This window comes from Roseateles sp. L2-2, from assembly GCF_050613215.1.
In the GTDB taxonomy this organism is placed as follows: Bacteria; Pseudomonadota; Gammaproteobacteria; order Burkholderiales; family Burkholderiaceae_C; genus Roseateles; species Roseateles noduli.
Window position 1 is genome coordinate 6,498,949 of sequence record NZ_CP192509.1, and the last position, 13,233, is coordinate 6,512,181.

A 13,233-nucleotide genomic window follows, 5' to 3' on the forward strand; every position below is an offset into this window, starting at 1 on the left:
TACCATCGCCGCCATGCTCACCGCGCTGGACCTGACCCTCATCTATCTGATCGCCGCCGTGCTGGGCGTGGTGGTGTGCCGTTCGCTGAAGCTGCCCCCCATCCTGGGTTATCTGGTCGTGGGCGTGGTCATCGGTCCGAACGCGCTGGCGCTCGCCAGCGACGTGCCAGGGGTGCAGCATCTGGCCGAGTTCGGCGTGGTGTTCCTGATGTTCGTGATCGGCCTGGAGTTCAACCTCCCCAAGCTGCACAGCATGCGATCCATGGTGTTCGGGCTGGGGCTGCTGCAGGTGGTGGTCACCATCGGCGGGACGATGCTGGGCAACCTCTTCCTGCGCTGGCTGTTCGGCATGCTGGGCTGGGCCTGGGACCTGGGGTGGCAGGGGTCGCTGGCGCTCGGTGCGGCGATGGCGATGAGCTCGACGGCCATCGTCGTGAAGCTGATGTCGGAACGGCTGGAGCTGGAAAGCGAACACGGTCGGCGCGTGATCGGCGTGCTGCTGTTCCAGGATCTGGCCGTGGTGCCGCTGCTGGTGCTGATCCCCGCGCTGGGCGGGAGCGGCGCCGCGATGATCGAATCGCTCGGCTGGGCGGCCTTGAAGGCGGTCGTGCTGCTGGTGCTGCTGCTGACCGGCGGCCAGCACCTGATGCGGCGCTGGCTGACGCTGGTGGCGCGGCGCAAGAGCCAGGAGCTCTTCATGCTGAACCTGCTGCTGGTCACGCTGGGCCTGGCCTGGCTGACCGAGCACGCGGGGCTGTCGCTGGCGCTGGGCGCGTTCGTCGCCGGCATGCTGATCGCGGAGACCGAATACAAGCATCAGGTGGAGCTGGACATCCGGCCCTTCCACGACGTGCTGCTCGGGCTGTTCTTCATCACCATCGGCATGCGGCTGGACTGGCAGACGCTGGTCTATCAATGGCCGCTGGTGATCATCCTGACGCTGGTGCCGACGCTCGCGAAGTTCGTGCTGGTGGCCGGGCTGGCGAAGCTGTTCCGCGCGCCGACCGGCGTCGCGCTGCGCACGGGCCTCTATCTGGCGCAGGCGGGCGAGTTCGGCTTCGTGCTGCTGACGCTGGGCTCACAGCACAACCTGATCGCCGCGCAATGGGTCAGTCCGGTGCTGGCCGCGATGGTCCTGTCGATGCTGCTGACCCCGATCATCATCGAGCACAGCAACCGCATCGTCATGAAGCTGTCGGCCAGCGACTGGCTGCTGCAGTCGGTGCAGCTGACGACCATCGCCAAGAAGTCGATCAAGACCGACGCGCACGTGATCATCTGCGGCTACGGCCGCAGCGGGCAGAACCTGGCGACGCTGCTGGAGACCGAACACATCCCCTACATGGCGCTGGACCTGGATCCGGACCGCGTGCGGCAGGCGGCGGCGGCCGGCAAGAGCGTCGTGTTCGGCGACGCGGCCCGGCTGCCCAGCCTGATCGCCGCCGGCCTGACGCGGGCGAGCGCGGTCGTCATCTCGTACCACGACACGGCGTCGGCGCTGAAGGTGCTGCATGAGGTGCGCGGGCATGCGCCGCACGTGCCGGTCGTCGTGCGGACGATCGACGACACCGACCTGGAGAAGCTGCGCGCCGCCGGTGCGACCGAGGTGGTGCCGGAAGCGATCGAGGGATCGCTGATGCTCGCGAGCCACGCGCTCGCGCTCGTCGGTGTGCCGATGCGGCGGGTGTTGCGCATCGCGCGGGATGCGCGGGATCGCCGGTACGGGCTGCTGCGCGGCTACTTCCACGGCGCGGACGACGACACCTCGGAGGAACGCGATCAGGCGAGGCTCCAGTCCATCAGCCTGCCGATGGCAAGCCTCCTCGAAGGACGCACGCTGGGTGAGATCGGGCTCGTGGGCTGGGGCGTCAGCGTGGTGTCGGTGCGCCGGCCCAACGGCGCCGTGAAGGACGCGAGCGACGACCTGGTGCTCCAGGGCGGCGACACGCTCGTCGTGTCAGGGACGCCCGAGGCCCTCGCGCGCGCCGAACACGGCTTGCTGGTGGGTTGACAGGGCGATCTGCCGTTCACCGAGCGACTCGGACATCACGGCCGGCATCAGCAGCCGCGAACCCTCGTGGCTCAGATGCCCCTGGTCCCGGTAGAGCGGCACACCATCGCGCTCGACCTGGCACGTCGTCCCGTCGCACAGGAGCGGCTCGAAGCGCAGGACCGGCAGACGCGCATCCGACTTCGCCAGTTCGGCGATGAAACGGTGCTCGGCGGCACGGCGACGCGCATCGTCCGCCTCGTCGATCACGCAGCCCGGCGTCGCGCCTATCGTCCAGCGCCGCGCCTGACGCCGCTCCAGGCACCCCGCGATGTCGAAGGGCGCCGACGGCGGCGGCGCCACCACCATCACCCGCTTGCCCATCGCGCGCAGACGCTTCACGGTCGCCGTCATGTCGTCCAGCAGCGCGGCACGCATGGCCGGCTCGCCCTTCAGGCGTTCGTCGCCGCGCGTGCGTTGGAGCTCGTACTTGGAGTCATCCAGGTACTGCGTCAGCAGGCTCGACAGGACCACGGTGTCGATCTCCGGATGACGCTCCAGCCAACGCAGCACCGACGCGTTGAAGGCCTGGCACTGCTCGATCCACGGCGCCGCGAAGCTGTTGCCCCGGCCGAGTTCAGGCCGCACCGGCGTCAGCCCGGGGAAAGGACCGCACGACGACTTCGTCGCCTGCACCAGGCCCTGGTCGCTGGCCACGCGGACGAGTCCGGGCACCAGATGCATCGCATAGGAATCGCCCCACACCATCCACCGTGCGCCGGGGCGCGTGCGGCAATCCTCGCGGCCGTCGAAAGGCTCCTCGGCATCGCAGTTGGCGGACAGGCCGTAATTGGCCTTGCGCAGTTCGACGAAGTCGATCGAGCCCGGCGCAGGCTTGTGCAACGCCAGCACGATGCCGCCGAGCGCCAGCACCGCCGTGCCTGAACCGAGGATGAGCGCGCCACGTCGACCGGTGAGCAGCGCCTTGGCGGGACGTTCCACGGCGCGATGCAGCACCCACGCCAGCGAGAAGGCGAGCGGCACCGCGCCGAGGCGCCAGACCATCAGCGCATGCGGATCGGCCTTCAATCCGACCCACGCGTTGTGGAGGAAAGCGATCAGCGGCCAGTGGACGAGGTACAGCGCATAGGACCAGTCGCCGATGCGGATCAGCGGCGCGGCAGCGCGCGGGAGGCGGGCGGGTTCGCGCAGCAGCAGGACCAGCGTGGCGATGCCGACGACGAGCGCGGCCGGTCCGGGATGCGCGGTCCCGAACCACTGCGGAGCGATCGGCACGAGGAGGAGCAGCGCCCACGCCGGTCCTGCGAGCCATCGCAGCACCCGCTGTACGGACGCCGCGCCCGTCCCGTATCGCGCGCCGCTCATCAACGCGCCGATCGATCCGAGGCCCAGTTCCCACGCACGCGTCGGCAGCAGGTAGAACGCGCCGCTGGCGTTGATGGGCTGCCACCAGAGCAGCAGGCCGAGGCTGGCCGCCGTGACGACGATCGCCACACCGACTCTCAGGCGCGCGGGGCTGAAGACCAGGAGCGCGGGCAGCACGAGGTAGTACTGCTCCTCCAGCGCCAGCGACCAGAAGTGCAGCAGCGGTTTGAGGTCGGAGGCGCCCTGGAAGTAGCCGGTCTGCCGCCACAGCACGAGGTTGTTGGCGAAGCCCAGCGCGCCGAGCAGCTGGCCGACGAAGTCGATCTGTTCGCTTCGGTTGAGCGCCCACGGCGCCATCAGCAAGGTCGCGCCGAGCACGACGTACGCAGCCGGCAAGAGTCGTCGCGCGCGTCGCCCGTAGAACGCACGGAAGCTGAAGTCGCCGCGCTGCAGCGCGCGCTGGATCAGCCCCGTGATCAGGTAGCCGGAGATGACGAAGAAGATATCGACGCCGAGGTAGCCGCCCGATGCGCCGGGGATCTGCGCGTGATACAGCAGCACCCACAGCACGGCGATGGCACGCAGGACCTGGATGTCGTCGCGCAGCGCGACTTCACCGGCCGCATGCGGTCCGTGCGGGCGATGGAAAGGCGTCGAGGATGGCGTCGAGAAAAGGCTTGTCACCAAGGCGTCAGAACGGAAACGGGAAGAACGGCAGCGAGGCGCCGCATCGCGCGGCGGGCGAATTGTGGCCCGGCGCGAGATTGCCGCCTGCGTGACAGTGCGGTCTGATTCGTTGCGCCACACTGATCCCCATGTTGGACACCCAGCCTCGCAGCCCGCAACGCCGCCGCATCTACCTGATGCGCCATGGCGCGGTGACCTACTTCGACGGCGCGACCGGCCGTCCGGTGCTGCCGGAACAGGTGCGGCTCAACGACGACGGCATCGCCCAGGCGCAGGCCGCCGGCGAGGCCTTCCGCGCTGCGGGCGTGCGCTTCGACCGCGCGATCGTGTCGGGCCTGCCCCGCACCGTCGAGACCGCAGACCTGGTGCTGCGTCACGCCGGCCAGGCCGACCTCCAGCCGCAGACCTGGCCCGAGTGGCAGGAGATCCGCGGCGGACGCCTCGGCGACATCCCGGACGCGGACCTCGCCCAGGCCTTCAACGGCCTGCAGCGCAGCCCCGTCGCGGAATCTCAACGCTTCCTGAACGGCGAGAGCGTCGGCGAGCTGCTGGACCGCGTGCTCGGCGGCGTCGCTCGGCTGCAGGCCGATCCCGACTGGGACTGCGCGCTGCTGGTGCTGCACGGCGTGGTCAACGCGGCCCTCCTGTCGCACGCGGTCACCGGCGGCCAGCGCGTGATGCTGGGCAGCTGGGTCCAGTCGCCGGCCTGCATCAACGTGCTGGACGTGGCGCCGCCGACCGGGGACTCCCCCGCGAGCTGGCTGCTGCGCGTCTGCAATTTCGCCCCGTCGCATCCGCTGCATGCGGATGAGCGGGCCACCACGATGGAAGCGCTGTACGCGCAGTACCTCCGTTATCGCAGCCAACGCGGCTGAAGGACCTCCCCATGAACTTCGACTACAGCCCCAAGGTTGAACAGCTGCGCGAACGCCTGCTCGCGTTCTTCGACACGCACATCTATCCCAACGAGAAGCGCTATCACGAGGAGATCGAGGCCAACCGGCGCGGCGGCAACGCCTGGATCCCGACGAAGGTGATCGAGGAGCTCAAGCCCAAGGCGCGCGCCGCCGGGCTGTGGAACCTGTTCCTGCCGCGCTCGCCGCGCGCGCCGGAAGGCCTGTCCAACCTCGAGTACGCGCCGTTGTGCGAGATCATGGGCCGCGTGTACTGGGCGCCCGAAGTCTTCAACTGCTCGGCGCCGGACACCGGCAACATGGAGACGATCGAGCGCTACGGCAGCGAGGCCCACAAGGACCGCTGGCTGGAACCGCTGCTGCGCGGCGAGATCCGCTCCGCCTTCCTGATGACGGAGCCGGACGTGGCCTCGTCCGACGCCACCAACATCCAGTGCCGCATCGACCGCGACGGCGACGAGTACGTCATCAACGGGACGAAGTGGTGGTCGTCGGGCGCCGGCGATCCGCGCTGCGCGCTCTACATCGTGATGGGCAAGACCAATCCCGACGCGGGCCGCCATGAGCAGCAGTCGATGGTGCTGGTGCCGGCCAACACGCCGGGCATCACCGTCAAGCGCCACCTGAGCGTCTTCGGCTACGACGACGCGCCGCACGGCCACATGGAGATCGAGCTGAAGAACGTGCGCGTGCCGGTGGACCACATCCTGCTGGGCGAGGGTCGCGGCTTCGAGATCGCGCAGGGCCGCCTCGGCCCGGGGCGCATCCACCACTGCATGCGCTCGATCGGCGCGGCGGAACGGGCGCTGGAGCTGATGTGCAAGCGGGCGGTCTCCCGGGTGGCCTTCGGCAAGACCATCGCGCAACAGACGGTGACGCAGGAACGCATCGCCGAGTCGCGCTGCAGCATCGAGCAGGCCCGGCTGCTGACGCTGAAGGCGGCCTACATGATGGACACCGTCGGCAACAAGGTCGCCAAGGCCGAGATCGCGATGATCAAGATCGTGGCGCCCAGCATGGCGCTCAAGGTCATCGACTGGGCGATGCAGGTGCACGGCGGGATGGGCGTCAGCGACGACACGCCGCTGGCCTACATGTGGGCGGGGCAGCGGACCTTGCGCTTCGCCGACGGTCCGGACGAGGTCCACCGCAACTCCCTGGCGAAGCTGGAACTGTCCCGCCACATGACCCTGCCCAACGCCGGCGACATGCCGATCACCCGCGGCGGCTGAGCCTTTCCGTACACCGTCGCACACAAAGCGTGGCACCACACCAACGGGGGGACGTCGCCGGAACCCGCTTCTCCCCCCGGAGAGCGGTTTTCATCGCGGGTCGGGGTGGCTAGGATCAGCCACCCTTTTTTCCGGACGCCTGCCCGCGCGCCCCACCCGCGATGAACCGATTCGCCGAAGTCCGCACCTGGCCGCTGCTGGCGTTCGCGCTGCTGGTCGGCCTGCAGGCCATCGTGCTGACGGTCGCCCTGGGCGGTCTGGCGGTGGACGGCTGGCTGGCCTGGGTCGGGATGGCCTCGCTGGTTCTGACCGTGGTGCTGGCGGTGGCGGTCGTGTCGACCCTGGCGCGCGCCCAGACCCGGGCGAAGCTGGCCCAGCGCACGATGGAGGAAGCCATCGACGCGCTGCCGGCCAGCGTGGAGATCTTCGACGCCGAGGATCGCCTGATCGCCTACAACAAGCGCCTGGTCGAGATCTATCCGCACATGCTGCGGCACTTCCAGCACAAGTCCACCTTCGAGGACCTGGTCCGCGAGTCGCTGGCCCGCGGCGGCATCCCCGAGGCCCGCGGCCGCGAGCCGGAATGGCTGGAAGAGCGCAAGCAGGCGCGCGGCCTGCAGCTGACACCGCTGCTGCAGCGCGTGCACGACGACATGTGGCTGCGCATCTATGAGTCCCGCACGCCGTCCGGCGGCATCGTCGGCGTGCGCATGGACGTGACGGACCTGATCCACGAACAGCAGCGATTGGCCGCGAGCCGGGCGCAGCTGCGGGCGACGATCGAATCGGCGGCCAACGGGATCCTGACGCTGGATTCGGGCGGTCACGTGCTGGAGGCCAACCCGAGCTGCGAGCAGCTGTTCGGCTTCACCGCGGCGGAGCTTCAGGGCGTCCACCTCGGCATGCTGCTGGGCACGGCGGCCGCGACGTCGCCCGACTCGGGCGCGGCCTCGGATGCGCCGCTGGACCCGCGCGCCCTGCTCGGCCAGCCGCGCGAGTTCACGGCGCGGCACCGCAGCGGCGAGGCGCTGCACCTGCAGCTGGCGCTGGCCGAAGTCCGCACCGACACCATCCACCTGTACGTCTGCATCGTCACCGACCTGACCGAGCGCAAGCGCCAGGAAGAGCGGCTGCGACGCGCGAATGAGCTGCTCGCGCGGCAGTCGACGACGGACGGGCTGACCGGGGTAGGCAACCGGCGGCTCTTCGATCAGCTGCTGCAGACGGAATGGCACCGCGCGACCCGCGCCAACCGGCCGCTGGCGCTGCTGATGGTCGACATCGACCACTTCAAGCAATACAACGACTGCTACGGCCACGTCTCCGGCGACGACTGCCTGCGGCGCGTCGCGACTCTCCTGCGCAGCTGCGCGGGCCGGGGCGGCGAATCGGTCTGCCGCTACGGCGGCGAGGAATTCGCGGTGCTGCTGGTCGACACCGACTTGGCTGGCGCCCAGGTCGTCGCGCAACGCTGCCTGGACAGCGTGCGGCTGGCCGCGATCGAGCATGTGGGCTCGCCGGTGAGACGCTCGGTGAGCCTGTCGATCGGGGTCGCGTCCTTCATTCCGCAGAACGGCGACGCGGCCCAGCGGCTGATCCAGACGGCGGACTCGGCGCTCTACGAGGCCAAGCAGGCCGGCAGGGCACGGCTGATCTGCCAGCAGCAGACGGCCTGAGCCGGCTTCGCAACGGCGGTTCCTCGGCGGTTCCTCGTCGGAACACGGCGGCGCGACAATCGCCTCCATGCCGCACGCCGACCCCACCCTGGATCCGATCGTCTTCCTGAAGCAGCAGATCCGCACCGTGCCGGACTGGCCGTCCGCGGGCGTGCAGTTCCGCGACATCACGCCGCTGCTCTCGAACCCGCGGGCGTTCCGGGTGCTGATCGACCAGTTCGTCCATCGCTACTTCGACGCCCGTCCCGACGCGATCGCCGGCCTGGATGCGCGCGGTTTCATCATCGGTTCGGTGCTCGCGTACGAGCTGAACGTCGGTTTCGTGCCGATCCGCAAGAAGGGCAAGCTGCCCTTCACGACGGTGCAGGAAACCTATGAACTCGAATACGGCAGCGCCACCGTGGAGATGCACACCGACGCCGTGAAGGCGGGGGACCGGGTCTTGCTCATCGACGACCTGATCGCGACCGGCGGCACGATGATGGCCGGCAAGCGGCTGCTGGAGCGCCTGGGCGCCGAAGTCATCGAAGGCGCGGCGATCGTGGATCTGCCGGAGCTGGGCGGCTCGAAACGGCTGCGCGACGGCGGTCTGAAGGTCTTCTCGCTGGTGGACTTCGACGGGCATTGAGCCCCGTTCCGGTCACTCGCCGGTCACTTCCCGATGCAGAACCTGCTGAAGATCTCCCCCAGCAGGTCGTCGGCGGTGAACGCGCCGGTGATCTCGCCGAGCGCGTCATGCGCGAGGCGCAGTTCCTCCGCCATCAGGTCCAGCGCCGGCGGCTGCGCCTCGGCCTGGAGCAGCGCCAGCTCGATGTGCTCGCGCGTGCGGCGCAGCGCCTGCACGTGGCGCTCGCGGGCGATGAAGAGCCCCTCCGGCACCGCGTGCCAGCCGACCTGCTCCAGCAACTTGCGCCGCAGCGCATCCAGGCCCTCGCCCGTCTTCGCCGACAGCGTCAGCGCGCCCGTCGGCAACGATGCCGGCGCATGCGCGTCGGCCTTGTTGTAGATCTGCAGGATCCGCGCGGGATCTACACTCGCGAGGCGCCCGCGGATCTCGGCGTCCTCGGACTCGTAGTCGGCATGGCCGACGCGCGTCAGGTCGTGCAGGAACAGCACCACGTCCGCATCCGCGATCGCATCCCAGCTGCGCGCCACGCCGATGCGTTCGACCTCGTCCTCGGTGTCGCGCAGGCCCGCCGTGTCGCTGATGTGCAGCGGCACGCCTTCGATCTGGATGGTCTGGCTCAGCTTGTCCCGCGTCGTGCCGGGAATCGGCGTGACGATCGCCAGCTCCGCGCCGGCCAGCGCATTCAGCAGCGAACTCTTGCCCACGTTCGGCTGCCCCGCCAGCACGACCTTGATGCCCTCGCGCAGGATCGCCCCCTGCCGGCTGCGGTCGAGCAAGGCCTCCACGCGCACCAGCAGGCGCCGCAGCTTGCCCAGCGCATCGGCCTGTTCAAGGAAATCGATCTCTTCCTCGGGGAAGTCCAGCGTCGCCTCGACCAGCATGCGCAGCTGGATCAACCCGTCGCGCAGGCCGCCGACCTCGCCGCTCAGCGCGCCGGCCAGCGCCCGGCCGGCGCTGCGGGCCGCGGCTTCGGTGCTCGCGTCGATCAGGTCGGCCACCGCCTCGGCCTGCGCGAGATCCAGCTTGCCGTTGAGGAACGCGCGCCGCGTGAATTCGCCAGGCTCGGCCAGGCGCATGCGCAGCGCGGGATCGGCCTCCAGGCATCGCGCCAGCAGCAGCTGCAGCACCACGGGGCCACCGTGGGCCTGCAGTTCCAGCACATGTTCGCCGGTGTACGAATGCGGCGACGGGAACAGCAGCGCCAGGCCGTGGTCGATCGCTTCGCCCTGCGCGCTGCGGAAAGGCAGGTAGGTCGCCTCGCGCGGCTTCAGCGCGCGACCGCAGATCGCCGTCACCAGCGGGGTCAGGTCTTGAGGCGCGGACACCCGCACGATGCCGACCGCCCCTCGTCCTGGCGCGGTGGCGATGGCGGCGATGGGATCCTGATGGCGCGACAGCATGGGCCCGATTGTCTCGCAGCGCCCATGAAAAACGGCGATGCGCCCGGGGGCGGCATCGCCGTTGTCGTGGATGGCGCGGGGTAGGCCTCGTCGCCGACTCTCGTGAGCCGACGCCTGGCGCCTCCGGTCCTTCACCGCCTCAAGCCGGGTGAAGGAGCGACCCCCGCATGCATCCGATTAAGCGCCTGCGCGCGGACGAAAAAAAGCCCCCGGGGTGCGGGGGCTCGTGGACGGGCGTGAGGAATTGCCGAATGCCTCCCGCGCCGGTCTCCCTTACTTCTTCACGGCAGCGCCGCCGATCTGCTTGTTGATCATCCATTGCTGGGCGATCGACAGGATGTTGTTCACCAGCCAGTACAGCACCAGGCCGGACGGGAAGAAGAAGAACATCACGCTGAAGGCCAGCGGCATGATCCACATCATCTTGGCCTGCACCGGGTCGGCCGGTTGCGGGTTCAGCCACACCTGCAGCAGGCTGGACGCCGTCATCAGCAGCGGCAACGGGCCGATGGGCGCGCCGAACAGGTGTCCGAACAGGCTGTCCGGCTTGGACAGGTCGTGGATCCACATCACCCAGGGGGCGCCGCGCATCTCGACGCTGGACAGCAGCACCCAGTACAGCGCGATGAAGAACGGCATCTGCAGGAAGATCGGCAGGCAGCTGCCCAGCGGATTGATCTTCTCTTCCTTGTAGATGCGCATCATCTCCTGCTGCATCTGCTGCGGCTTGTCCTTCATGCGCTCGCGCATTTCCTGGATGCGCGGGTTCACGGCCTTCATCTTGGCCATGCTGCGGTACGCGCTGGCGTTCAGGCCGTAGAACGCGGCCTTCAGCATCACGACCAGCAGGATGATCGCCCAGCCCCAGTTGCCCAGCATCGTGTGCAGGACGTCCAGCAGCCAGAACAGCGGCTTGGACAGGATCTTGAAGATGCCGTAGTCCTTCACCAGCTCCAGGCCGGGGGCCAGGACTTCCAGCTTCTTCTCTTCCTGCGGACCGACGTACAACACGTTGTCCAGCTTGGCCGAGGCGCCCGGCGCGACGGCGGCGAAGTTCATCACCACGCCGGCGGTGTACAGGTTCTCGTTGAGCGGACGGACGTTGAACTCGCGCGGGCCCGCCTCGTTGCGGATCCAGGCGCTGACGAAGTAATGCTGGACCATCGCGACCCAGCCGTCGTCGGCGTTCTTCTCGTACTCGGCCTTGCCCTTCTTGAGGTCGTCGAAGGAGAGCTTGTGGTACTTCGCCTTGTCCGTGTAGATCGCCGGACCCGCGAACGAGGTCGGGGCGAAGGACGGACCGGTGTGGTCGATGTGACCGTCACGCACCAGCTGCAGGTACAGCTGCGGCGTCACCGCAGCGGCGCCGGTGTTGGTCACCTCGTGGTTCACGCCGATGGCGTAGTCGCCGCGCTTGAAGGTGTAGGTCTTGACCAGCTTCACGCCGCCCTGGTCGGCTTCCAGCTTGACGGTCAGGGTGTCCTGGCCGTCCTTGAGCTCGCGCGGGCCGTCGACCAGCGTCAGCACCGTCTGGTCGCTGGGCGCGTTCGGCACGTTCAGCAGGCCGGAACGGGCGCTGTAGTTGCGGATCGGGTCCAGGATGACGACGTGGCCGCTGGCGTTGGTGTCGTCGGGGTGCTTGAGCAGCTCGACGCGCACCAGGCTGCCGCCGCGGGTGTCGATGGTGGCCTTGACGACGTCGGTCGTGAAGGTGACCAGCTCGTTCTTGATCGGGGCCGGGGCCGCGGCGGTCGCGCCCGCGGCGGACGCGCCGGCCGCAGCCGGCAGCGCGGCGGCGGAAGCGGCCGAGGCCGGGCCGGCCGGCGCGGTGGCGACCTTCGCCGGCGCCGGGTGGAACAGCGACGGCTGTCCGTTGTGCCGCTGCCAGCCGTCCCACAGAAGGACCAGCGACATCGTGAACACCACCCACAAGATGGTGCGGCGAATATCAGTCATGGGAAGCTTTTGGATTGGCGGTTGAAGAGGTTGCCCCCGGACGGCATCCGGACGGACGCAGCAGTCGGGTGAACAGGCGGGGCGGATTGTCGGGCACGGGATCGTGTCCGCCCAGACAGAATGGGTTGCAACGCAGGATCCGTGCGGCCGCCAGATAGGTGCCGGCGGCGGCGCCGTGCTGCCGCAGGGCCTGCATCGCGTAGGTCGAACAGGTCGGGCTGTAGCGGCAACCCGCGCGCAGCCAGGCGCTGAACAGCAACTGGTAGCCGCGCACCAGCCCCATAAGCAATCGCGTCGACAGGCTGGGGCGGGGATCCATGGCCGTTTTTCCGAACCGTGGAGCGGTCAGCCCGCCGCAGCCGGAACGGACGCCGACCCTGACCCTGACACGGGGGTCGACGCCGGCGGTCGCGCAAGCTTGCGGGTGAGCTGCAGCAGTTCCGCGCGCGCAGCGACGCGCAGCGCGTCCGAAGAGGCGCTGGGGAACTGCTTGCGATCGAAAGGCATGCGCAGCCGAACCACCCAGAGACCGGGCGGCAGCTCGGGCAGCTCGCCGAACACCGCGCGGATCTGCCGCTTCAGCAGCGTCCGCGTCACCGCGCGCTTCGCATGCCGTTTGGGCACGACGTAGCCCAGCCAGGCCCGATCGGGCGCGGCTGGAGCCGGTGCGGCGGAAGTGGGCGGCACTGTCGCGATCTGCGTTTCATCCACAGCTTGGGGATGAATCGGTGCATCACCTGTGGACAAGTCAGCCGTTCCTGTGGATGGACGGCGCTTGGGCAGCGTGGGGCTGTCGGCCAGGTGGTGCACGGCGAAGTGCGCGCTGCGTGCGCGGCTGGGCGTACCCAGCACGCGCTCGAAATCGGCCGATCGTACGACGCGGCCGATCACGGTGCGGGCAAGGACGTCTGGCGTGTCGCTCAGACGGCCAGGCGCTTGCGGCCCTTGGCGCGACGAGCAGCGATGACGGCCTTGCCGCCACGCGTCTTCATGCGGACCAGGAAGCCATGGGTACGGGCGCGACGGGTCTTGGAGCCTTGATAAGTGCGTTTCATGTTCAACCTCTAGGAAATCTTGGTACTTCCCGCCGCCTCGCGCCAAGGCCTGTCGACCTGATGGCTGGTTGCGCCGCGCACGGACATCGGGGGATGTCGGAAGCCGCTCGAAAAGCGGAGGCCCACGCAGTTACGTCCGGGCGTCCGGAAAACCCGCGATTACAGCAAAGATTTGCGTCAGGGTCAATCCGGATGCAAGTCGCCACGGGGATTACCAGCACTTGACCCGGGGAAAAAATCTGTGGATAACCCAGACTCCGCGGACCCGGATCGGTACAATCGGGCCGCTCGAAGAATAAGTTTTCCACA

The 13,233-nt window shown here is 68.8% G+C and carries 11 protein-coding genes; 5 read left to right on the forward strand and 6 right to left on the reverse strand.

All coding sequences use genetic code 11. The features are described from left to right. The first annotated feature begins 13 nt into the window (after window positions 1-13). Window positions 14-2,011 carry a cation:proton antiporter gene (locus tag ACQZ13_RS28895; RefSeq protein ID WP_431049247.1) on the forward strand — a complete coding sequence of 666 codons (1,998 nt, stop codon included), beginning with the start codon at window positions 14-16 and terminating at the stop codon, window positions 2,009-2,011. Here ACQZ13_RS28895 and ACQZ13_RS28900 read toward each other — a convergent pair. After that, entirely contained in the window at window positions 1,958-4,060 is a 2,103-nt protein-coding gene (locus tag ACQZ13_RS28900) for an acyltransferase family protein (RefSeq protein ID WP_431049248.1), read from the reverse strand. The genes ACQZ13_RS28895 and ACQZ13_RS28900 overlap by 54 nt on opposite strands. A 131-nt stretch (window positions 4,061-4,191) precedes the next feature. On the opposite strand from ACQZ13_RS28900, the gene ACQZ13_RS28905 reads away from it, so the two are divergent. From ACQZ13_RS28905 to ACQZ13_RS28920, 4 genes are all read left to right on the forward strand, one after another. Continuing rightward, window positions 4,192-4,938, forward strand: a complete 747-nt coding sequence (locus ACQZ13_RS28905) for a histidine phosphatase family protein (RefSeq protein ID WP_431049249.1) — start codon at window positions 4,192-4,194, stop codon at window positions 4,936-4,938. Window positions 4,939-4,949: 11 nt separating this feature from the next. Continuing rightward, window positions 4,950-6,209, forward strand: coding sequence for an acyl-CoA dehydrogenase family protein (locus tag ACQZ13_RS28910; protein ID WP_431049250.1), 1,260 nt, complete (start codon window positions 4,950-4,952; stop codon window positions 6,207-6,209). 161 nt (window positions 6,210-6,370) lie between these two features. Beyond that, window positions 6,371-7,885: a sensor domain-containing diguanylate cyclase gene (locus tag ACQZ13_RS28915; RefSeq protein ID WP_088408124.1), complete on the forward strand. Its 1,515-nt coding sequence runs from the start codon at window positions 6,371-6,373 to the stop codon at window positions 7,883-7,885. Between the two features lie 67 nt (window positions 7,886-7,952). Continuing rightward, a complete protein-coding gene (locus tag ACQZ13_RS28920; protein WP_431049251.1) occupies window positions 7,953-8,513 on the forward strand; it encodes an adenine phosphoribosyltransferase in 561 nt (186 codons plus the stop codon). 23 nt (window positions 8,514-8,536) lie between these two features. On the opposite strand, the gene mnmE is transcribed toward ACQZ13_RS28920, so the two are convergent. The 5 genes from mnmE to rpmH form a co-directional block, all read right to left on the reverse strand. Continuing rightward, window positions 8,537-9,913, reverse strand: coding sequence for a tRNA uridine-5-carboxymethylaminomethyl(34) synthesis GTPase MnmE (mnmE, locus tag ACQZ13_RS28925; protein ID WP_431049252.1), 1,377 nt, complete (start codon window positions 9,911-9,913; stop codon window positions 8,537-8,539). Window positions 9,914-10,186: 273 nt separating this feature from the next. Next, window positions 10,187-11,869 carry a membrane protein insertase YidC gene (yidC, locus tag ACQZ13_RS28930; protein ID WP_431049253.1) on the reverse strand — a complete coding sequence of 561 codons (1,683 nt, stop codon included), beginning with the start codon at window positions 11,867-11,869 and terminating at the stop codon, window positions 10,187-10,189. Then, window positions 11,862-12,188, reverse strand: coding sequence for a membrane protein insertion efficiency factor YidD (yidD, locus tag ACQZ13_RS28935; protein ID WP_431049254.1), 327 nt, complete (start codon window positions 12,186-12,188; stop codon window positions 11,862-11,864). The genes yidC and yidD overlap by 8 nt, the downstream gene beginning before the upstream one ends. Window positions 12,189-12,214: 26 nt before the next feature. Then, window positions 12,215-12,556, reverse strand: a complete 342-nt coding sequence (locus tag ACQZ13_RS28940; RefSeq protein WP_431049255.1) for a ribonuclease P protein component — start codon at window positions 12,554-12,556, stop codon at window positions 12,215-12,217. Window positions 12,557-12,789: 233 nt separating this feature from the next. Further along, a complete protein-coding gene (rpmH, locus tag ACQZ13_RS28945; protein WP_067065970.1) occupies window positions 12,790-12,924 on the reverse strand; it encodes a 50S ribosomal protein L34 in 135 nt (44 codons plus the stop codon). Window positions 12,925-13,233: the final 309 nt, after the last annotated feature.